Consider the following 21,999-nt stretch of genomic DNA (forward strand, 5'->3'; position numbering starts at 1 on the left):
TCACAGGTCAAGAATCATGCCGCCGATGGTCAGGCCCGCGGCCGTCCCCATCATCAGCAAACGCTGGCCTGCCACGGCCCGCCCCGTCATCACCGCCTCGTGCAGGGCGGTAGGCAAGGACGCGGCCACCTGGTTGCCGTGCGTTTCAAAGATCTTGATGATTTTAGCATCGGGAACGTCAAGGATGCGCGCCGCATGCGCGAGCCCCAATGGGCTGGCCTGGTGCGGCACGACCACGTCGACTCTTTCCAGTCCCGCGCCCGATTCCAGCATTAGTTCCGCCAGGAAATCCGGCATCACCTTGACGGCCAGGCGGAACACGGCCTTGCCATCCATGCGGAACAGATAATCGCCCGGTTCGCAGCCATTGCGCGGGTTGCGCTCGGTGCCGCCGCCGCGGATTTCGCAGTAGCGCCGCCCTTCCGGATACGTGCCCATCTTGTAGGCGCGGATGCCGGCGCTGCCATCGCCCCGCTCGACGATGACGGCGGCGGCGCCGTCGCCAAAGATCATCGACGCTTCCGGTTCGCTCCAGTCGACGCCGCGCGAGGCGAGGTCGGACGAAACGATGGCGATACGGCGGTAGGCGCTCCCCGCCAGCATGGAGGCGGCCACGCGGAAGGCGGCCATGAAACTGAGGCAGCTGGCGTTGACGTCGAAGCTTTGCGTGCCTGGCGGCAATCCCGCATGTTCGGCAACGAAGCAGGCCGTATTCGGCAAGGCCTGCTCGGGCACGCCGTTGGCGCAGATCAGCAGGTCGATGTCGGCCGGACGCAGACTGGCATTTTTCAGCGCGTCGAGCAGGGCGGCGGCGCCCAGCTGGCTTTGCGATTCATCGGGCGCGGCGACAAAGCGCGACAGCACGCCGCTCTTGCGCAGGGTGTAGCCAGCTGGATGGCCCAATGTCAGGTCCAGGCTTGCGGAAGTCACGCTATGCGACGGCACGGCCTTGCCCGTCGCGATCAGGCGAACTGGAATCATGTTGGCCTTAAAAAAGTAAAGTAAATACGGTTGATGTATGGTCTATGCGCTAATCGCGTGCCAGCGGCGGCAAATCGACGCCGCAGTTCTTGCAGAAATTGGCATCGTCATCGAGCCCTTCTTTCAGGCACGTGGGGCAGGTACGCGTGGTCACCAGCTTGGAACTGCGCTGTACCGTCATTTCCGCGCTGATAATGCCGGTAGGCACTGCCAGGATGCCCCAGCCGAGCAACATCATCAGGGAAGCGATGGTGCGCCCGATGTCAGTGCGCGGCGTGATATCGCCGAAACCGACCGTGGTCATGGTGCTGATGGCCCAGTATATCGACGTGGGGATACTGCTGAAACCGTTTTCCGGCCCTTCCACGACGTACATCACAGTACCCAGCAGAAAGACCACCATCATGACAAAAGACAAGAAAATGAGAATCTTGCGCCGGCTGGCCAGCAAGGCCCGCCCCAGCACCGTGTATTCATGCACATACGACGTGAGCTTGAGGATACGGAACATGCGCAGCAGGCGCAAAATGCGCACGTCGATCAGCACGTGCGCGCCCGGCAGCAGCAAGCCGATGTAGGTCGGCACGATGGCCAGCAAGTCGATAATGCCGAAAAAACTCTTGGCGTAGCGCACAGGATGCTGCAGGCACGACAGGCGGGCGAAATATTCGATGGTAAATAAAATGGTGAAAAACCATTCCAGCGCCGTCAGCCAGGTGCCATAGCGCTCGGCCACGGAGGCGACACTGCTGAGCACGACCACCGTCACGCTGATCAGGATGGCGGCGATCAGCAGCAGGTCGAAGGCGCGGCCCGTGCGCGTTTCCGCCTCGAAAATGACGGTGTACACCTGCTCGCGCCAGCCCCGCTCGGGCTTGCCATATTTCTGCTGCGTTTCCTGCGCCGCCAGTTGCTGCGGCGTCAGGGGCGCCGCGCCGCTCTTCGTCGCGGCTTTCATGTGGGTAGTGTGCTCATATACTATTATTGTATAGATAATTGACAAAGCACGGCGACACGCACGGTTGGGCTACAGGTTTCATTACAACAACACTATGACAGCTTTTTCGCCAGCAGCACGGCATTGCGCCGGTCGCGCTCGGCCTGCACGATGTCCGTCGTGCGTGCTTCCGAGATGCCCACCGTGTGCAGCACGGTGGCCGTCAGCTGCAGCGCCGATTCCAGCGCCTCGGGCACGACCAGGGTAGCGCCCGCCTGTATCAGGGCCACGGCATGCGCCTCGTCGCGGGCCCGCGCATACACGGGCAGCTGCGGATATTCGCGGCGTATCGATTTCACGGCATGCAGCACGGACGCCGCATGGTCCATGGTCAGCACCACGGCGGCGGCCCGGTCCGCATTGACCTTTTGCAACAGTTCCGCGCGCGACGCATCGCCGAAATACACGGGGAAACCGCGCGGATGCAGGGTCGTCACCAGGCGCGCATCGTTTTCAATCGCCACATACGCGATATCCTGCTCCGTCAGCACCTTGGCCAGCAACTGCCCCACCCGGCCGAAGCCGGCGATGATGACGGTGTTGCCCTGCGGCGGCAGCGCGCCGTGCGCCAGGTCGGCCAGCTGATGGTGGTGGCGCTGTTCCCACCAGTTGCCGAAGGCGCGCGCCGCCTTGGCCAGCGCCGGCGTGGCGAACAGGCTCAGGCCCACCACCAGCATGACGAACTGCGCCACCTGCGGGCCGATCAGCTTGGTACCGAGCGCATACGCGACGACGATGAAGGCGAATTCGCCGCCCTGCCCCAGCAGCACGCCCGTTTCCACGGCGCGCCCCCAGTGAAAGCCGCCGATGCGGAAAATCACGCTGATGACGAGGGTTTTCAGCGCAAACAGGCTCAGCACGGCCAGGGGAATCAAGACCGGCGACTTGAGGATTTCGCGCACGTCGATCTGCATGCCCACGGACATGAAGAACAAGCCCATCAGCAAGCCCTTGAAGGGCTCGATCGTCACTTCCACTTCGTGGCGAAATTCCGTTTCCGCCAGCAGCAGGCCGGCCAGCAAGGCGCCCAGCGCCATCGACAAGCCCGCCAGATAGGTCAATCCGGCGATGCCCAGGGTGCTAAGCAGAGTCAAGGCCATGAACACGTCGGGCTGGCGTTTCTTGACGAAAAACTGGAACAGCGGACGGATCACGCGGCGGCCCAGCAGATAGATCAGCAGGATGGCGCCGGCCGATTTCACGGCCGCAAAGCTGAGCAGATACGCGAGGTCGTCGCTGCGCCCGCTGGCGAACACGTCGATCAGGATGAACAGCGGCACCACCATCAGATCCTGGAACATCAAAATGGAAAAACCCGCCTGGCCGGCCGGCGTTTGCAGGGAGCGCTGGTCCGTCAGCAACTGCATCACCACGGCCGTCGACGACAGCGACAGCACCAGGCCCAGCACGATGGACGCTTCCAGCGACAGGCCAAAGTAATACGCCACGCCGCCGATCAGGCAGGCGCTGACACCCACTTGCCCCACGCCCGCGCCAAATACCCAGCGCCGCAGCGCCCACAGCCGTTCCGTCGACAGTTCCAGGCCGATCATGAACATCAAAAACATCACGCCCAGCTCGGCCAGGCCGCTGACCTGCTCGGCGCGGACAAACGAGAAATACGTCAGCCACGTGAACTCGCCGGCCCACAGGCCGAAGCCAAACGGGCCGAACAGGGCGCCCACGGCCAGGAAACCGAGGACCTGGTTGACCTTCAGGCGTTGCAATAACGGAATAAAAATCCCGGCCAGGGCGAGAAACAGCAGGGTTTCCCGCAGATACGGTAAGGCGTGTTGCTCTTCCAAGATAATCCTAATTGAATGGCATTCATGCTGAATTTACAATTGTCGCATGCTGAGCAAGGGCACAGCAGGCGCATCCGCGATATTTTTTCCACAAGGCAACATAACCGCTACTTGCCATCCGCTTTCGGCGGCGCCAGCATGTCGGCACGGGGGCGGTCCCAGCCCGGCACATAGGCGGGGCATGGCCGGCCACGGAACTGCTGCAATTCGACCGTGGTGAAATTCGGCAACATGCCGGGGTTGAAGCGCACGTCCGTCAGCTTGTCCGCATTCAACCTGGGCATGCGGGCAAAGCGGAACCAGGCGTCGACATAGCAATTGTCTTCCTGCAAGGCGCGCAAGGTGGCCAGGCTGCCCGCCGCTTGCGCGGACACGGCGATGCCGGGCGCCAGTTGCTGTCCCCGCTTGCCCGTCTCGGCCAGTCCCGCCGGGCAAGCGGCGGGGGCCAGCGACTCCGGCAGCAGGCTCAGCGTGCCGCGCCGCAAGGTGTACATGTCCGTTTTGCTGTCGAGCGAGACATAGATCCAGCACAGCGGGTTGCTGGGAAACGCCGTCATCGCCACATCCCACACGCGCGTGCCAGGGTCCAGGCGCTGCACGGCCGCCTCGATGCGCGCGCGGCCGAGGGCCGAGGCCACGCCCTGCGTGCCGATGAACGTGGCGGCCAGCGCGAAGGCCAGCAGCAACGGTCCGCGTCCCCGCTCGCCGGCCCGGCCTTGCAGCACGGCCAGGATCACGCCCAGCCCCAGCAGCACGACCAACGAAGCGGGCGCCAGGTAGGTTTTATAGGTGAAGAAGCACAGGGCCGCCGCCAGCGCGGCCAGCAGCACGCTTTTGACGATGCCGTAGTGCAAGGACATGATCACGGGCACGCCCAGCAGTACCCAGAACATGGGCTCGACAATGAAGACCATGTCGCCATACAGCCAGCGGCTGTCAAACGGGTAAAACGGGTGCAAGCCATAGGAATTGAGGAAATCCATGCCCATGTGCAAGCAGAATCCCAGCAACAGGCAAGCCGCCAAGCCGATGCGGGCGGGCACGCTGCTTTTCAGCAACCGGCGCGCACCGGGCCATAGCAGCCACAACAGGGCCAGCAACAGCAGCGCCTGGGGCAAGGCCAGCAGCAAGGTATGCGTGTGGCCCCGGTGGTGCAGCATGTAGCCGAACGGGCGCGGCAGCAGCTTGGTCAGCACCAGGTCCAGGTCCGGCGCGTTGCTGGCAAACCAGGCCGTAAAGAGAAACAGCGCGCGCCGGGTGCGCTGGGCGGGGGCCTGCGGCTCGGGCGGCAGGCTGCGGTGTACCAGTTCGCCGACCCCGAGGCCGATGACCGAATGCGTAATATTATCCATCGGGCAATTTTACAGGACGTGCGCGTGCGCTACAGCTTTTCCAGCTCCGGCCCGCGCATGCCGACCAGCAAGGCGCGCCCGTCCGGCATCACGCGGAACTCGCCATAACGGGCTTTTTCCCAGCGCGCCGCCTCGCCTTCCTTGAAGAACCAGGCATCGCTGACCAGCACCCAGTTCCCATCCTTCGGCGTCAGCTCGAGCAGGAATTCGCTGGGCGCAAGGGCTTCCCTGGTGTACGGGCGCAGCAGTTCCGCCACGCCGCGCGCATCGCGCGTGGCCACGACGAGGGGCCGGCCAGGCGCCCGGTCCACGCTGGCCAGCGTGCTCAAGACGCCAAGGTTGACGAAATTGAGGCGCATGTAGTCGCCCTGCATCAGCGAGCGGGGATCGACGGGTTCCAGCGCCACGAAGATCGCTTGTCCTTTGGCAATCAGCTGCTCTTTTTGCCAGATGCCGCCATTAGCGACCAGCAACACCAGCAGCAAGCCGCCCAGCACGCCCAGGCGCGCGGCGCGGTGTTCGGTGGCCACGCCCGCCGGTTTGCTTTCCACCAGGTGCAGCACGGCGCCGCGCATGGCCAGCCACGACAGGGCGCACAGCACGGCGCCAGCCACGGCCAGCAACGCCGCCTTGCTGGCCAGCGGCCAGGCCAGCTGATAATAAAAGCTGCCGAGTATCCATGCGGCGGCCAGCGCGGCCGCCACGGCCACGCGGGAGCGCCCGCTCGTCAGGCAATACGCGAGGATCAGCAGCACGGGCCCCAGCGCCGGCATGAACCAGGACAGCACGACCAGCACCAGCGCCACGCCGATGGCGGGCAACTGACGCAACGCCGGCCAGCGCCATCCCGTCCAGGCGGCAGCCGCCATGGCCAGCACGAGCGACACACCATTCAAGGCTTGCGCATACCAGGCGCCGGCCTGGTGCCGGGTCACTTCGCGCGCCACTTCGCCGGCAAAACCACCGCCCAAGGCGCCGCCCAGCATGAAGGTCATGCCGGACCAGAAGACCAGTCCCAGCAAGATTGCCAGGACCCACCCCGTCGACAGCGATTCCAGGAAGGCGGCGACGGACGCGCCGCGGCCATCGTTGAAGGCTTGCTTCTGCAGCCAGTGGGCGCCCAGCCAGAGGGCCAGGGCCAGCATCCAGGCCAGATACAGTTGCGTGGGGTCGTTTTCGAAAATAAAGTCGCGCGTGCTATCGACGATGCCCAGCCCCAGCAAGCCGCAGGCGACCAGCCCCAGCAGCACTCGCAGCCAGTCGCGCGGCAAGGCGGCGGCCACCACCAGGCATGCCAGGCACAGCAGCAGCGACGCCGTCTGCGTGGAATAGTCGCGGTACAGGGCATAACCGAGCAAGCCGCCGCCCACCAGCAGGCATGGCACGGCCAGCTGTTCGACGAACAGCGCCACGCCGCGCGTGCGGATCAGCAGCACGGCCGCCACCAGTACGATGGCGGCGACGACATACGCGCCGGGTCCGTGGCGCACGACGCTTTCCAGGCCCACGCCCAGCGCAATCATCAGGGGAATGGCGGCCAGCCAGGCGCCGAAGGCCGTCATCAGCACCAGCGGCCACGGCCGTACATCCTGCGCGGGACGGGTGGCGTTGGGCGGCAGCAGGCCGGCGCGCGTGGCGTCGTCGATCAGGGTGGCGAGCGCGTCGGCTCGTTGACCATGGATAGTGTTCATGCCGCCTCCCGGCGCGTGCGCCACAGGATGCCTTGCACGGTCAGCGCCAGCAGCACGGCGGCCAGCAAGCCCAGCATGGCCAGCGCGCCGACGCCATCGCCATGGCCGTTGAACAGCACGTGCGTCAGCCCTCCCACCAGCAAGGTGTTGATACCGAGCGCGACGGCGCTCAGGCCGAACACATCAAAGAACCGGCCGGTGGCCAGCAGGACGCCGGCGACGGCCAGCAAGCCCAGTCCCGCCCAGTACGGCGACTCGATATCATTGCCGAACAGGGCGCTGACGCCCGTGCCCGTGATAAGGACGGTGGCCAGTACCAGGCCCAGGCGCAAGGCCCAGCTGCCCGCGCCCGTCCAGCGCGCCAGCAGGGGCGAGACAAACGCACAGGCAAGCAGCACGGCCAGCCAGCCGCTGACGAAGATGGACAGATCGGCCGAATCGATGCGCCAGCTGTGGCGCGCCTGCGCCTGCATCCACAGGGTGGCGGCCGTCGACAGTATCAGCATCCATGGCGTCCACAGCACGTCGCTGCGCGCGACCAGGCACAGGGGCAAGGCCAGCACGGTCCACAGGGCGAACAGCTGCCACGGGTCGGCGCCCGTCTGGTACGTCTGGCCGAAATACGCAAACAAGCCGCCGATGGCCAGCAAGGCCAGCAGCAGCAAGGGCACGCGCGCCTTGGGCACGGCGAAGGCGCCCACGCAGGCGGCGGCCAGCACCCCTTGCAGCAGGGCAAAGCGGCCCATGCGGCCCAGCGCTTCCCAGTTGGCGGCGACCCAGCAGATCAAGCCCATGCCCAGCAGTGCGGCGCCCAGCACGGCCACGCCGCGCGGCAGCCAGTAGGCCAGGCGCGCGGGTTCGCGCTGAAAGCCGGCCACTTCCTGCAACTGCCGGGTTTGTCGGGCATCGAGCGCATGGTCCGAGGCGAGTTGGTACACGGCGAGGCGTAAATCCATCGTCTGCTTTCTTTGTCAGGAAATTGGGGGAGTCAGGTCAGCGCTCGACGCTCACGCCGCGCCAGAAGGCGACGTGGCCGGCAATTTGCTTGGCGGCATCCTTTGGCTGGGGGTAATACCAGGCCGCGTTGGCATTCGTCTGACCACCGACGACGAGGTCGTAATAGCTGGCCGTGCCCTTCCACGGGCAGATGCTCGTGTGGCTGCTGGGACGCAGGTATTCCTGCGTCACCGACGATAAAGGAAAATATACATTGTTTTCAACGACTTGCACCTGCGCATCGGTGGCTTGCGCGATGACAGCGCCATTCCAGCTGGCTGTTGGCATTTGACTATCCTCCTTCTGCGCCGAGTGTAGCGCAAAAAGTCTGCCATGGCGCGCGCCATTGGCGCCCCGCTCAAGCGCCGGCGATGATCTGGCGCAAGGCTTGCTCGAACACTTCAGGCGGCTGCCCCCCGGAAATCAGGTGGCGCTCGTTGATGATGACGGCAGGCACCGAGTTGATGCCGTTCTGCTGGTAGAACTGTTCCTGCGCGCGCACCTCGTCCGCGTAGGCGTTCGATGCCAGCACTTCGGCCGCCTTGACGGTGTCCAATCCCACCTTGCCGGCCACGGCCAGCAGCACCGCATGCGAGGATGGATCCTGTCCCTGCGTGAAATAGGCATCGAACAACGCCATCTTGAGTTGCTTCTGACGCCCTTCCAGCCCGGCCCAGTGCAGCAAACGGTGCGCATCGAAGGTGTTGTAGATGCGGCCGCGCTTGTCCATGGCAAAGGTAAAACCCAGCTGCTCGCCGCGCGCGCGGATGGCTTCGCGCGACTGCGCCATCTGTTCCGGGATGGAACCATATTTGCGGGCGATGTGTTCGCCGATATCCTCGCCTTCGGGCGGCATATTGGCGTTCAACTCGAACGGCTGGAAGTGGATGTCGGCCTGGACGGTGTCTTGCAGCTTGTCCAGCGCCTGCTCCAGCGATTTCAGGCCCACCACGCACCATGGGCAGGAAACGTCGGACACGAAATCGATACGGATAGGGGGGGGTGTGACGGGAGTGGAACTCATGGTGGGCAGCCTTTGCGCGAGTCGGTGGCGGCCGCACCGCGCGGCGCCGCAAGCACAGCATATGCGTGCGGGCCGCGGGAAATCAAGCGCTTACTTCTTCTTGACGGTCGCCTTGGCCGCATCCTTCTTGCCACCGATCTTGCTTTCCTTACCGGAGAGCAAGTTCGCGATGTTCTGGCTGTGGCGATAAGCCAGCAGCACGCTCATGACGATCACGGACAGCAAGATGGGATCGACGCCGAACAGCAAGCCATAGTAAAACGGCGCGAACAGGGCCGCCACCAGCGCTGCCAGCGAGGAATAGCGGAAGGCATAGGCGATGATCAGCCAGGTAGCCAGGGTCGCCAGGCCCAGCCATGGATTGATGCCCAGCAGCACACCGAGGGCCGTGGCCACACCCTTGCCGCCGACAAAGCGGAAGAACACGGGCCACAAATGGCCGAGGAAAACGGCGATGGCCACCAGGGCCACGGCTGTGTCGCCCACGCCCAGCGCAGTGGCAAAATGGTCGGCCAGGAACACGGCCAGCCAGCCCTTGGCGCCATCGCCCAGCAGGGTCATGATGGCGGCGCCCTTGTTGCCGCTGCGCAGCACGTTGGTGGCGCCCGGATTTTTCGAGCCATAGGTGCGCGGATCGGCAATGCCGTAGACCTTGCTCATCACCACGGCAAACGATATCGAGCCGAGCAAGTAAGCGGCCACTGTCATTGCCACGGTTGTGATTACTGGATTCATTTCTTCCCTTTATTGTGTTTATTACACCAGCATCGAGGCTGGCGCAGCAGAATATACACCATGGCCGATGCCCGGTAACAGCCTGTCGTCCATTTCATTAATCCTGCAGGGCGCACTGCACCGGCTTGGCTTGCAACAAATCAACAAGCACCTGCGGCGCCAGCGAGACGAGGAAGCCGCGCCGCCCGCCATTGATATAGATGCGTTCAAGCGCCAGGATCGATTGCTCCACGTACACGGGCATGGCCTTTTTCGTGCCGAACGGCGACGTGCCGCCGATCATGTAGCCCGAATGGCGCTGCGCCACCTCGGGCTTGCACGGCTCGACGGACTTGCAGCCGATGGCGCGCGCCAGGTTCTTGGTCGAGACCTTGCAATCGCCATGCATGAGCACGATCATCGGCTTGGCCGCCTCATCCTGCATCACCAGGGTCTTGATCACCGCATGCTCGGGCACGTTCAATTCGCGCGCCGAGACGCTGGTGCCGCCGTGCTCCTCGTACGGATACGGGTGTTCATCGAAGGAAACTTGATGCTTGCGCAGCAACTGCGTCGCCTGGGTCTCGGAAATATGCTCTTTTTTAGCCATGCGTGATACGCTGATCGTTCAGTGAGGAGTGCTAATTATGCAGGAAGAAATCCGCTTTGCCACATTCAATGTCTGCAACCTGGCCCCCGCCGGGGCGAAATTGTATGACAACTTGGAACCGTTGAGCCCGGCGCAATACGCGGCCAAGGCGGAGTGGACGGCGCGGCAGATCGACCTGCTCGACGCCGACGTGATCGGTTTCCAGGAAATTTTCTCGCAAGCGGCCTTGCGCGACGTACTGTCGCGCACGCGCCATTACCGCGAAGCCACCCTGGCCGGCTACGATGCGATGGATGCCGCCGGACGCATATTGCCCACGGTGGCGCTGGTGTCGCGCCTGCCGCTAGCCGGCGCTGGCGTTGCTTGGGCGAATTTTCCTGCCGGCGTGAGCGTGCCTGCCGACAGCCATGTCCTGGATGACAATGCCTGCCGCTTCGCCCGCGCGCCCCTGCACGTCCAGGTCATCTTGCCTGGCGGACAACTCACGGACGTGGTCGTCGTGCATTTGAAATCACGCCGGCCCGACTACCGCCATGGCGACGGCAACGATGCCATCGCCTACGCGCTGGCCAACCTGCGCTCGCTGCAGCGGCGCGGCGCGGAAGCCGTGGCCCTGCGCGTGCTGGCAAGCGAACTGGGCCACAGCGGCCGCCCCCGCATCGTGCTGGGCGACTTCAACGACATCGCCAATGCCGTCACCACGGCCATCGTCATGGGGGCGGGCGGGCCGTGCGAACCACATGGCGACATGCCGGAAATGCGCGCGCGCCTGTACGACGCCAATGCCATCCAGCTACGCCAGGATGCCCTGCGCCACGTGGGCTACACGAATATCCACGACAGCACCTACATGACGATCGACCACATCCTTGTATCCGAACATTTCCACGCCGCCTCGCCGCGCGCCATCGGCGTGGTGCAGGAAGTGGGTTATCTCAACGACCATTTGCTGCTGGGCTTGCCGCATGCATCCGACCATGGCCAAGTGCTGGCACGCATCAAGCTGCTGGGAAATATCCACTAATGCAGCAACCTCGCCAGCGCGCTGCCCTCGACTTGCGCGCTGGCATAGCGGCCCTGGTATTGCTGGCAGCCCTGCCCCCGCAGATACGCCAGCTGCTGCGCCGTTTCCACGCCTTCGGCAATCACCGTCAATTGCAGCGCGCGCGCCATGGCGATGATGGTGGCGGCAACGACCGTGTCGGACTCGCCTGCCGCGCCGTTCGCGGCGGCGGGCAGGAACGATGGATCGATCTTGAGTTTATCCACCGGGTAATGGCGCAGATTGGCCAGGCGCGAATATCCGGTGCCGAAGTCATCGATGGCCAGCCTGGCGCCCAGCGCGCGCAGCTGCGCCAGCACCCCGGCCAGGCGGGCGCCGCCCTTCATCAGCAAGGACTCCGTCACTTCCAGTTCCAGGCAGCCGGCAGGCAAACCCGACGCGGTCAGTGCCTCTTGTACGCCAAGCAATAAATTATTGTGCAGGCATTGCGCCGGCGACAGATTCACAGCCACGTGCCAGGCATGGCCCGCATCGTGCCAGGCACGCGCGCGCAGGCAGGCGTGGCGCAGCACCCAGTTGCCAATCGACACCATCAAGCCGCATTCCTCGGCCACGGCGATGAAGCGCTCGGGCGGCAGCACGCCCAGTTGCGGGTGGCGCCAGCGCAGCAGCGCTTCGGCGCCAACGATCTGCCCGCTGGCAACATCGAGCGCGGGCTGGAACTCCAGCACGAATTCATCGCGTCCCAGCGCTTCGCGCAAGCCCTGCTCCAGGCTGGCCCGCTCGACGATTTGCGCATTCATCTCGGCATTGAAAAACTGAAAATTGTTGCGCCCGCTTTCCTTGGCATGGTACATCGCGATGTCGGCGTTATGCACGAGGGTATCGATGCTGTCGCCATCGCTGGGAAAGATGGCCACGCCGATCGAGGTCGACACATGCAGTTCGTATTCGCCCAGCTGGTACACCTGCGTCACGGCATGCAGCAGGCTGGACGCCACATGGGCCACCTGGTCGATGCCGCCCACCTCGGCCAGGATGATGACGAACTCGTCGCCGCCATGCCGGCTGACCGTATCGACGCCGCGCACGCAGCGCACCAGGCGCCGCGCCACCTCCTTGAGCAGCAAGTCGCCCACGTGGTGGCCCATGCTGTCATTGATGTGCTTGAAATGATCGAGATCCAGGTACAGGATGGCCAGCATGCTCAGCTTGCGCCGCGCGGCCGCCAGGGCCAGCGACAGCCGGTCCAGCAGCAGCACCCGGTTCGGCAAGTCGGTAAGGAAATCGTGCTCGGCCAGGTGGCGCGTGTGCTCCTCGTTTTTCTTGCGCTCGCTGATATCGCTGAGAATGGCCAGGTAATTGCTCAATTGCCCTTGCGAATCGCGGATGGCAGTCAGCGACAGCCAGGCTGGGTAGCGCCCGTCCGCCTTGCGCTGGCCCATGATATCGCCTTGCCAATAGCCATTCGCATCGACCTCGTCCCACACGTGGTCGAAAAACGCCGGCGCATCCGGCTCCACGCCGTGCAGGACGAAGGGCTTGCCCAGCATGTCGTCCAGGCTATAGCCGCTGATCTCGCTGTACGCGGGATTCATGCTGACGACCCGCTGCTGCGGGTCCATCACGACGATGGCGACACTTGCATGCTCGATGACCTGCATCGACAGGTACAGGGCCCGCTCGGCCAGTTTGCGCGAGGAAATATCGCGGATCACGGCGTAAAACAGATAGGTGTGGTCGAGCGTGACGGAAGTGAGCAGCACTTCGCCCCAGAACAGCTCGCCGCTGCACGTCTGATAGCGCCAGTCAAAGCGGCAATTGCCGTCGGCGTGGGCCTGCGCCGCCAGTTGCGTGCCGCTCAACGATGACAATTCGCCATCGGGCTGGCGCAAGGGCGAAAAGTCGCTGAGGCGGCGCCCCAGCAGGCGTTGCCGGTCTTCACATTGAAACAGGGCAATGGCGGCCGGATTCGCCTCGGCGATATGCTCATCGCGCAGCAGCAGGATGGCATCGGCGGATTTCTGGTACAGCTGGCGGAAATTGTCGCCCATCAGCAACAAGGCGCCCTGCGCGGCGCCATCCTGGCCGCTGGCCGTGATGTCGACATCGATGCAGACCACTTGCCGCACTCTTCCGGACTGCATGACAGGAAACACGGTGGAACAGATGCAGCGCGGCGCGGCCCCATCGGCATCCAGCTTCCACAGGCGCGTGCTGCGCGCCTTGCCGCTGTCCCACACGGCCGCCAATTCACCGGCAACCTCCTCGGCCACGGTGGCGGCGTCCGGCAGCGAAGCGGCCACCCTGGCCCACGGCTGGCCCAGCGCCAGCTCCGCCGTCACGCCATACAGGCGCGCCGCGCCAAAGCTCCAGTAGCGCACGATGCCATCGCGGTCGATGCCGCGCACGGCCAGGCCGGGCGCCTGTTCGACGGCGGCAACAATGATGGACAGCAAATCGAGCGCCTTGCCGGCCGGCCCCGCCTGCGGTTCGGCAGCGGCCAGCAAACGGCCCGGCGACGGGGCGGCTCCGACAATCCGATCAGACATCAGGCCCCCCGTGGCGCGGCAGCGCGGCAACCGGCGGGCGGATGGCCTGTCCGGTGGCGCAACCATCCCGACCATTCTTGCGCGCCCACGAATCGGCTTCTTGAGGATGCGCAAGCATCGTGACGCGCACCGCGGGCATGCCGGCAGTGGTTCCGGTCGCCGTTTTTTGCATTCCAGCCCCGATTTTGTGCAATCTGTCGCACGGCGATGGCGGCCAGACTTGAATCTTCCTAAAGTGGCAACATGCGCATCGCCGTGAACGACCGCAGCGGCAGGCGTGCTGCCTGCGGCCGCCACGGTGATGCGCTACCCGAATTCTCCCGGCCAGCGACAGGCCGGGTCCGCACCGAGACCTGGCGCCGAACCCCTGCGCCGCTCCTGACTAAAAAACCTATGAAAAACGAGACCCTGCCCCCCGCCTCCCCCCTTGCCGCCACGCGCCGCCGGCGCTGGCGCACCCCCGTGCTGATCCTGGTCGTGCTGGCCCTGGCCGGCGGCGGCTGGACGGTGATGCAATCGAAGCAGCAAGCCGCCAAGGCTGCCGAACTGCAAGCGAGCAAGAAGAAGGAGCAGGACAAGACGCCCGTGCATGAACTGGCGCAGGGCGACGTGGCCGCCATCGATGCGCGCGCGCTGGCAATCAGCCTGCCCCTGTCCGGCTCGCTGGCGCCCTTGACCCAGGCCACCATCAAGGCCAAGGTTTCCGGCGTGATCCAGGAAACGACCTTGCAGGAAGGCCAGCATGTGGCGGATGGGCAAATCCTCGTGCGCCTGGATGCGGCCGACCAGCGCGCCCGCCTGACGCAGCAGCAAGCCATGCTCGACGAAGCGCAGGCGCGCCTGTCGATGGCAAGCAAAAACGAGGCCAATAGCCAGGCCTTGCTCAAGCAAAAGTACATTTCGCAGACGGCCTACGACACGACGCAAAACTCCGTCGACCTGGCGCGCGCCAGCGTCAAATCCGCCGCCGCCATGGTCGACATCGCCCGCATCGCGCTGGCCGACACGGTGATCCGCGCGCCCATGGCCGGCATCGTCAGCAAGCGCCACCTGCAGGCTGGCGAAAAAGTCTCGCCCGACATGCCCGTCTACACCATCGTCAACCTGGCGCAACTGACCCTGGAAGCCCCCGTCCCCAGCGCGGAAATCCCCCGCATCAAGCTGGGCCAGGACGTGCACTTCAAGGTCGACGGCTTCGGCGCGCGCGACTTCGCCGGCAAGGTCACGCGCATCAACCCCACCACCGAGAGCGGCTCGCGCGCCATGCTCGTCTACATCGCCGTCGACAATGGCGATGGCGCGCTGCGCGGCGGCATGTTCGCCAAGGGCAGCATCGTCACCGAGCGCTCATCCGTGGCGCCGCTGGTGCCATTGACGGCCGTGCGCAATGAAAAGCAGGGTCCCGTCGTGTATGCGCTGGTGAACAACAAGGTGGTCGCCCAGCCCGTCACGCTGGGACTGCGCAACGAGGATGAAGGCTATGCGGAAGTGACGTCCGGCCTGGTGCCGGGCGCGAAAGTCATCATCGCCAAGCTCGATGGCGTCAAGCCGGGCCACAGCGTGACCTTCGCCGCACCGGCTGCCGCCCCTGCCGCGCCGGCAGCCGTGCTGGCACGGAAGGACTGAGCCATGTGGATGACCAAAGTCAGTATTCAAAATCCCGTCTTCGCCACCATGGTCATGGTGGCGCTGGTGGTGCTGGGCATCTTCTCCTACCGGGGCCTGGGCGTGGAAAGCATGCCCAGCGTGCAGTTCCCGTTCGCCGCCATTGAAGTGAACTACCCGGGCGCCTCGCCCGAAGCCGTGGAAAACGACATCACGCGCCCCATCGAGGACGCCGTCAACACCGTCAGCGGCATCAAGACCATCCGCGCCAACTCGTGGGAAGGACGCGCCGGCGTCTACCTGGAATTCGAGCTGTCGACGAACATGGACAAGGCCATGCAGGACTTGCGCGACAAGGTGGCCCTGGTGCGCCCCCGCTTCCCGAAAGAAGCCAAGGACCCGTTCATCGCCCGCGCCGAAGGCGACAACGAACGCCCCATCGCCACCATCGTGCTGACCTCGACCGGGCATGACCTGCGCTCGCTGTCGACCATGACGGAACAGATCATCAGCAAGCGCTTCCAGGGCGTGGCCGGCGTGGGGCAAGTCAAGCTGCGCGGCTTGCGCGCGCGCCAGATCCTCATCAGCATGAAACCGATCGAACTCAATGCCCAGGGCATCGGCGTCGATGAAGTGATCCGCGCCATCCAGGCGACGAATACCAATTTGCCGGCCGGCTCGATCAGCCATGGCGCGGCCGAACAGCTGGTGCGTGTGGAAGGCAAGATCAAGGATGCGCGCGAATTCGGCAAGATCATCGTCGCGCGCCGCGCCATCGGCCCCGTCTACCTGGACCAGGTGGCCACCGTGGTCGACGGCGAACAGGAAGAACTGTCGATCTCGCGCATGAACGGCCAGCAAGCCGTGACCATGGAAATCACCAAGGTGCAGGATGCCAACGTGGTCGAAGTGGGTACCGGCATCCTGAAAGTGGCGGCGGACCTGCAAAAGACGCTGCCGCCCGATATCACCCTGCGCGTGCTGGACGACGAATCGGAACGCGTGCAAAGCCAGCTCAATAACGTCAAGCGCACCATCATCGAAGGCGCCGTGCTGACCATGGTGATCGTCTTCCTGTTCCTGCACTCGTGGCGCTCGACCATCATCACGGGATTGACCTTGCCGATCTCCGTGCTGGCCAGCTTCATCGCCATGAAGGCCTTCGGCTTTACCCTGAACTTTTTGACCCTGATGGCGCTGTCCTTGTGCATTGGCCTGTTGATCGATGACGCCATCGTCGTGCGCGAAAACATCGTGCGCCACCTGGGCATGGGCAAGAACCACTACAAGGCGGCCAACGACGGCACCAATGAAATCGGCCTGGCCGTGATGGCCACCACGTTCGCCATCGTCGCAGTATTCGTGCCGGTCGCCTTCATGGACGGCATCATCGGCCGCTTCTTCCTGCAGTTCGGCATCACCGTGGCGGTCGCCGTTCTCGTCTCCCTGTTCGTCAGCTTCACGCTCGACCCCATGCTGTCGTCCGTCTGGCGCGACCCCGTCAAGGACCGCTTCAAGTATGCGCCGTGGCTGGGCCGCTTCATGGCCTGGATCGAGACGGGCATCGACCGCCTGCACGTCTGGTATGGCAAGGTGCTGGCTGTGGCCCTGCGCTGGCGCAAGACGACCCTGGCCACGGCCGTGGCCCTGTTCGCGGGCAGCCTGATGCTCGTGCCGATGATCGGCGGCGAGATGTTCCCCGAGACGGACCAGGGCTGGGTCAACCTGCGCTTCAAGACGCCTGTCGGCTCCAGCCTCGAATACACGGACAGCAAAGTGCGCCAGATCGAAACGGCCCTGAAGGAGTTTCCCGAGATCGACAGCCTGGTGGCCAATATCGGCACGCCCGATGGACGCAACGCGGCCGAGGTGAACCTGAAACTGACGGACCTCAAGACGCACAAGCGCCGCTCGCAACAAGAACTGGAAAAGCTGATCCGCGAGCGCCTGGCGCCGATCGCCGGCATCACCCTGTCGGTCGGCAACCGTCCCATCTTCATCGCCATCCTCGGCACGGATGAAGGCAAGCTCGATGCGGTGGCGCACCGCCTGATGGACAAGATGCGCACCATCAAGGGCCTGGCCGACATGGAGTACAGCCAGGAAGGCGCCAATCCGTCGACCACCGTGAAAATCAATAACGAGCTGGCCAGCGACCTGGGCTTGTCGGTGCAGCAGATCGGCAATGCCCTGCGGCCTTTTGTTGCGGGCGACACGGTCAGCCACTGGTTAGCCAGCGACGGACAGAACTACGACGTCAACGTGCAGCTGCCGAAATCGGGCCGCCAGAAAGTGGCCGACCTGGCCGACCTGTCGCTGGCGTCCAGCAAGTTTGACGCGAACGGCAAGCCGGTCATGATTCCGCTGCGCCAGGTGGTCGAATTCGTGCCGTCATCGAGCCCGCAAGTGCTGAAACGCCAGGCCTTGCAGCGCCGGGTCGCCATCTATGCGGGCGTGCAGGGCCGCCCTGCCGGCGACGTCGACGCCGACGTGCAGAAAGCCATCAAGTCCATCGACCTGCCGCCCGGCGTGCGCTTCGACGTGGCCGGCAATGCGCAGCAGATGGCCGAAACCATGGGCGGCGCGATGATGGCGCTGGGCATTGCCGTGATCTTCATCTACCTGGTGCTGGCGTCGCAGTTCGGCAGCTTCCTGCAGCCGATCGCCATCATGGTGTCCTTGCCGCTGTCGCTGATCGGCGTGCTGGCCGCCCTGCTGATCACGGGCAGCACCCTGAACATCTTCTCCGTGATCGGCTTCATCATGCTCATGGGCCTGGTCACCAAGAATGCGATCTTGCTGGTCGACTTCACCAACCAGCGCCAGCGCGAAGGCCTGGGGCAGTTCGAGGCGCTGATGGAAGCGGGGCAAGTACGTTTGCGCCCCATCCTGATGACGACTCTGGCGATGGTCTTCGGCATGCTGCCGATGGCCATCGGCATGGGCGACGGCGGCGAATCGCAGGCGCCGATGGGCCGCGCCGTCATCGGCGGCGTCATCACCTCGACCTTGCTGACCTTGGTGGTGGTGCCCGTCGCCTACACCTACCTCGATAGCCTGGGCAAGCGCGCCGCGCGCTTCTTTGGCGGCAGCGGCGGCGAGCATGCAGAATCCGCCGACGACGGCAAGGCACACGCCCACTGATAGACCGGTCGCCTTCACCGTCCCCGCATTGGCGGGGACGACGCGGCGGCTTCCGGCTTCCTGAAGAGAGCTTCAGTTGACCAAAGCTGCCCCACTGGCTAGACTGTCCCCGTTATCAATGATATGGAGTGACTCGTGGGTGCTTGTCCCAGTGACAGTAGTCGATTGACCATCGGCGATCGGCCTTAGGCAAGACGCGCGCATTCCGCCCGCCCTGCCCATGGCAAGGTGCGGTTATACCAGCGGCGATGTCCATTCGTCGCACTTCCCTCCTCATCGTTCCACCGTTATCGTCTGCTGCCCCCTTTACCGGGCGGTTTCCGCACGCCCTGGCACTCGCCTGTTCCTCCCCAGCCGGGAGAAACTATGGTGGTATTTGACTTTGCGCTGCGCGTTGCCGCGGCATTGACCCTGGGCGCCATGATCGGCGCCGAACGCCAGCTACGCCAGCGCATGGCGGGCTTGCGCACGAATGCGCTGGTGTCCGTCGGCGCCTCGCTGTTCGTGATGGTTTCCGTGCTCGAAGGCGATGCCTCGGGCCACATGCGCATCGCCGCGCAAGTGGTGTCGGGCATCGGCTTTCTTGGCGCCGGCGTCATCATGCGAGAAGGCATGACGGTGCGCGGCTTGAACACGGCCGCCACCCTGTGGTGCTCGGCCGCCATCGGTATCCTGTGCGGCCTGGGCTTCGCGCTGGAAGCGGCCATCGGCACGGGCTTCGTGCTGATCGCCAATCTGGTGCTGCGCCATCTGGCACAACGCATCAACGCGCATGGCAGCGAAGCGGGCATCGAAACAGAAAGCATCTACCGCGTGACGGCCGTGTGCGAGGCGGAGCAGGAAGTCCAGGTGCGCAAGCTGATGCTGCGCTTGATCAGCGGCATGCCGGCACTGATGCTGCAATCGCTGCACAGCGAGGATGCCGCGCACGCGGGGCGCATCGAAGTGCGCGCCGACCTGCTCACGCCCTTGTCCAGCCTGGGATTGCTGGAGCAGATCGTCAGCCAGGTGAGCCTGGAAGGCAGCGTTTCGGCCGTGCGCTGGGCGCTGGTGAACAACGCGGAATTTGTCGCCGAGCGGGGGGTATGATGATGAAAAAGTTCTTCCATTGGTTTGCCAGGCAAGCGCCTGTCGTGGCCACCTACCGCCTGACCGTCACCTGCCCCGCGGCGCAAGCCGACCATGTGGTGCGCCTGCTGCTGGCCGAACTCAAGGGCGCAGGTCTGGCGCCGTCGCAGATGCTGCGCAGCTGGGACGACGCCAGGCAGGTGGTGCAACTGATCGCCACGGTGCTGTGCCAGGCCGTGCAGCGCGCCGTGCTGGTACGCTTCGTCAACCGCGCGGGCGCCTGGCCGCAAGTGCGGCAAGTGCGCTGGGAAGGCGTCGCACCGTCAATCTGAGGCGGGCAGGCGCATGATGAACAGGGCGCCACCTTCCGGGCGGTTGCGCGCCTCGATGCTGCCGCCATACGCGTGCACGATGGCCTGCGACAGGGCCAGGCCCAGGCCGAAGCCCGGTGCCTCGCCCGCACGCGCCTGGGCGCCCCGGTAAAAGCGCTCGAACAGATGCGGCAAATCGTCCACGCCGATGCCCGGCCCCGCATCCGCCACGCCCACAAACGCCTGTTCGCCATCGCGCACCACGCGCACCGTGATGACGCTGTCTGGCGGCGAAAACTTCACGGCGTTATCGAGCAGATTGGCCAGTACCAGGTCCACCGGGCCGGCTGCCACTTTGGCCTGGACGGTCACACTTTCATCAAAGACGATGCGGATGCCGCGCTGCGCCGCCGCCTTTTCCAGGCGCTGCGCGGCCGCCCGCACGAGGGGATTGAGCGCGATGGTTTCCACCGCATTGCGCTCCTGGCCCACATCCAGGCGGGTGAGCATCAGCAATTCTTCCACCAGGGTCGTCAGGCGCTGCACTTCGTCGAGGCAGGACGCCAGCGCATCGACATACTCGGGCGACTCGCGCGGGCGGCGCAGGGTGATTTCAATTTCCGTGCGCAGGCGCGACAGGGGCGAGCGCAATTCGTGCGAGGCGTCGGCCGTGAAGCGGCGCTGCGCATCGTAGCCATGCTCCAGTCGGTCCAGCATGGCGTTCAGGGTATCGACCAGGCGGCCGATTTCGTCCTGTGTGCCGGGATGTGGCAGGCGCTGGTGCAGGCTGGCTTCGCCGATCGAATGCGCCTGGTCCACCACATCGTCGATGGCGCCCAATACGCGGCGCGTGAGCATTTCGCCGGCCAAGCCCACGGCCGCCAGCAAGGCCAGCGCCATGGCGGCAAACAGCACCGTGGCTGCGGCCAGCACGTGGTTGGCGTCGTCGAGCGAACCGGCCACCTGCACCGCCAGGCCTGCGCCGGACGATGGCACGGGAATCGAGACCATGCGCAGCGGCTCTTCGCCAAACTTGGGCAGGGTCTCGAAGACTGTCTCGCCGGCCGCCAGGCGCGCCAGCAGGGCGGGCGGCGCCGGCAGCTGCGCCGCCTCCAGGTTACGGCTGCGCGCCAGCACGCGGCCTTCGCCATCGATGATCTGTACCAGGCGGTCCAGGCGCGTCAACGAGGGCTGCGCCAGGCCAGGCGCCACCTCGTGCACCTGCACGGGCTGGCGCGGCGCGGCCGGCAGCATGGCCATTTCCGTCTCGGCCAGCGCCAGCAGGGCCGCATCGAGCTGTCCATGCACGGCGCGCGACAGGCCCCAGTAGCCGGCCAGCGCCGTGCAGGCGACGATGGCGAGGATGACGGCCAGGTGCACCAGCAGCAGGCGCTTGCGAAAGCTAGCCACCGTTGTTTTCCGCCAGGCGGAAGCCGCGCCCGCGCACCGTATGGATCAATGGCGGCAAGCCCGGCGTATCCACTTTCCCCCGCAGGTTGCGCACGTGGACGTCGATCAGGTTGTCGATGCCGATCAGGTCCGCCTGCCATATCTGCTCGGCCAGGCGCGCACGGCTGACCACTTCGCCCGCCTGGCGCAGCAGGATCAACAGAATCGCGTATTCCTTGGGCGTGAGCACCAGCGGCGCGCCGGCCCGTGTCGCCTGGTGGCTGACGGGGTCCAGCGTCAAATCGGCCAGCGCCAGCACCAGCGGGCGGCTGATGTCGGAGCGGCGCAGCAGGGCGCGGATGCGCGCCAGCAGCTCCTCGAATTCGAACGGCTTGGTCAGGTAATCGTCGGCGCCCGTGTTCAGGCCCGCCACCCGGTCGGCCGTGGCGTCGCGCGCCGTGAGCATCAGCACGGGCGTCTGGATGCCGCGCGCGCGCAAGTCGCGGCAAAAATCGATGCCCTGCTTGCCCGGCAACATCCAGTCCAGCACGATCGCGTCGTAGTCGACGGCGTAGCTTTCATCCTCGCCTTCCTCGGCGCTATGCGCCACGTCGACAACAAAGCCTTCTTCCTGCAAGCCGCGGACCAGCAGGCGCGCCGCCTTGCGGTCGTCTTCCACCAGGAGGATTCTCATGCCAGCCTTTCGCGTCGCGCCCTGTTTTCCATGCTGGCATTTTACCTCGCTCCACCGCGCGCG

18 protein-coding genes are annotated in these 21,999 nt (G+C 65.0%); 5 read left to right on the forward strand and 13 right to left on the reverse strand.

The window, feature by feature from the left end; translation table 11 throughout:
- From CSQ91_RS16415 to ybaK, 10 genes are all read right to left on the reverse strand, one after another.
- On the reverse strand, positions 1-981 hold the full coding sequence (locus tag CSQ91_RS16415; protein ID WP_070281491.1) for a 3-oxoacyl-[acyl-carrier-protein] synthase III C-terminal domain-containing protein: 981 nt from the start codon (positions 979-981) through the stop codon (positions 1-3).
- A gap of 49 nt (positions 982-1,030) precedes the next feature.
- Entirely contained in the window at positions 1,031-1,939 is a 909-nt protein-coding gene (locus CSQ91_RS16420; RefSeq protein WP_034779933.1) for an ion transporter, read from the reverse strand.
- A gap of 92 nt (positions 1,940-2,031) precedes the next feature.
- Entirely contained in the window at positions 2,032-3,783 is a 1,752-nt protein-coding gene (locus tag CSQ91_RS16425) for a cation:proton antiporter domain-containing protein (protein WP_099388981.1), read from the reverse strand.
- A gap of 107 nt (positions 3,784-3,890) precedes the next feature.
- Positions 3,891-5,135 (reverse strand): metal-dependent hydrolase, encoded by a 1,245-nt coding sequence (locus CSQ91_RS16430; protein ID WP_099388982.1) that lies wholly within the window; start codon positions 5,133-5,135, stop codon positions 3,891-3,893.
- A 29-nt stretch (positions 5,136-5,164) separates the two neighbouring features.
- Positions 5,165-6,826, reverse strand: a complete 1,662-nt coding sequence (locus tag CSQ91_RS16435; RefSeq protein ID WP_099389294.1) for a GDYXXLXY domain-containing protein — start codon at positions 6,824-6,826, stop codon at positions 5,165-5,167.
- Positions 6,823-7,782: a DUF2157 domain-containing protein gene (locus CSQ91_RS16440; protein ID WP_099388983.1), complete on the reverse strand. Its 960-nt coding sequence runs from the start codon at positions 7,780-7,782 to the stop codon at positions 6,823-6,825. Before CSQ91_RS16440 ends, CSQ91_RS16435 begins: the two co-directional genes overlap by 4 nt.
- A 37-nt stretch (positions 7,783-7,819) precedes the next feature.
- Complete coding sequence (locus CSQ91_RS16445) at positions 7,820-8,110, reverse strand: DUF427 domain-containing protein (RefSeq protein WP_070281496.1); 291 nt, start codon at positions 8,108-8,110, stop codon at positions 7,820-7,822.
- 70 nt (positions 8,111-8,180) lie between these two features.
- Complete coding sequence (locus tag CSQ91_RS16450; RefSeq protein ID WP_099388984.1) at positions 8,181-8,846, reverse strand: DsbA family oxidoreductase; 666 nt, start codon at positions 8,844-8,846, stop codon at positions 8,181-8,183.
- Positions 8,847-8,936: 90 nt separating this feature from the next.
- Entirely contained in the window at positions 8,937-9,581 is a 645-nt protein-coding gene (gene plsY, locus CSQ91_RS16455; protein WP_230520638.1) for a glycerol-3-phosphate 1-O-acyltransferase PlsY, read from the reverse strand.
- Positions 9,582-9,678: 97 nt separating this feature from the next.
- On the reverse strand, positions 9,679-10,170 hold the full coding sequence (ybaK, locus tag CSQ91_RS16460) for a Cys-tRNA(Pro) deacylase (RefSeq protein ID WP_034779956.1): 492 nt from the start codon (positions 10,168-10,170) through the stop codon (positions 9,679-9,681).
- A gap of 37 nt (positions 10,171-10,207) precedes the next feature.
- On the opposite strand from ybaK, the gene CSQ91_RS16465 reads away from it, so the two are divergent.
- On the forward strand, positions 10,208-11,194 hold the full coding sequence (locus CSQ91_RS16465) for an endonuclease/exonuclease/phosphatase family protein (RefSeq protein ID WP_099388985.1): 987 nt from the start codon (positions 10,208-10,210) through the stop codon (positions 11,192-11,194).
- On the opposite strand, the gene CSQ91_RS16470 is transcribed toward CSQ91_RS16465, so the two are convergent.
- A complete protein-coding gene (locus CSQ91_RS16470) occupies positions 11,191-13,725 on the reverse strand; it encodes a sensor domain-containing protein (RefSeq protein WP_099389295.1) in 2,535 nt (844 codons plus the stop codon). The genes CSQ91_RS16465 and CSQ91_RS16470 overlap by 4 nt on opposite strands.
- 393 nt (positions 13,726-14,118) lie before the next feature.
- Here CSQ91_RS16470 and CSQ91_RS16475 point away from each other — a divergent pair, with 393 nt between their 5' ends.
- From CSQ91_RS16475 to CSQ91_RS16490, 4 genes are all read left to right on the forward strand, one after another.
- Positions 14,119-15,351 carry an efflux RND transporter periplasmic adaptor subunit gene (locus CSQ91_RS16475; RefSeq protein ID WP_034779962.1) on the forward strand — a complete coding sequence of 411 codons (1,233 nt, stop codon included), beginning with the start codon at positions 14,119-14,121 and terminating at the stop codon, positions 15,349-15,351.
- 3 nt (positions 15,352-15,354) lie between these two features.
- Entirely contained in the window at positions 15,355-18,474 is a 3,120-nt protein-coding gene (locus tag CSQ91_RS16480) for an efflux RND transporter permease subunit (protein ID WP_099388986.1), read from the forward strand.
- Between the two features lie 369 nt (positions 18,475-18,843).
- Positions 18,844-19,563, forward strand: coding sequence for an MgtC/SapB family protein (locus CSQ91_RS16485; protein WP_205412515.1), 720 nt, complete (start codon positions 18,844-18,846; stop codon positions 19,561-19,563).
- Entirely contained in the window at positions 19,560-19,874 is a 315-nt protein-coding gene (locus CSQ91_RS16490; protein ID WP_092607970.1) for a hypothetical protein, read from the forward strand. Before CSQ91_RS16485 ends, CSQ91_RS16490 begins: the two co-directional genes overlap by 4 nt.
- Here the strand turns inward: CSQ91_RS16490 and CSQ91_RS16495 are convergent.
- Positions 19,866-21,263: a sensor histidine kinase gene (locus CSQ91_RS16495; protein ID WP_099388987.1), complete on the reverse strand. Its 1,398-nt coding sequence runs from the start codon at positions 21,261-21,263 to the stop codon at positions 19,866-19,868. The two genes, CSQ91_RS16490 and CSQ91_RS16495, sit on opposite strands and share 9 nt — an antisense overlap.
- Positions 21,256-21,936, reverse strand: coding sequence for a response regulator transcription factor (locus CSQ91_RS16500; protein ID WP_099388988.1), 681 nt, complete (start codon positions 21,934-21,936; stop codon positions 21,256-21,258). Before CSQ91_RS16500 ends, CSQ91_RS16495 begins: the two co-directional genes overlap by 8 nt.
- Positions 21,937-21,999: the final 63 nt, after the last annotated feature.

Origin of the sequence: Janthinobacterium sp. BJB301, assembly GCF_002735685.1 — a bacterium.
GTDB classification, from domain to species: domain Bacteria; phylum Pseudomonadota; class Gammaproteobacteria; order Burkholderiales; family Burkholderiaceae_D; genus Janthinobacterium; species Janthinobacterium lividum.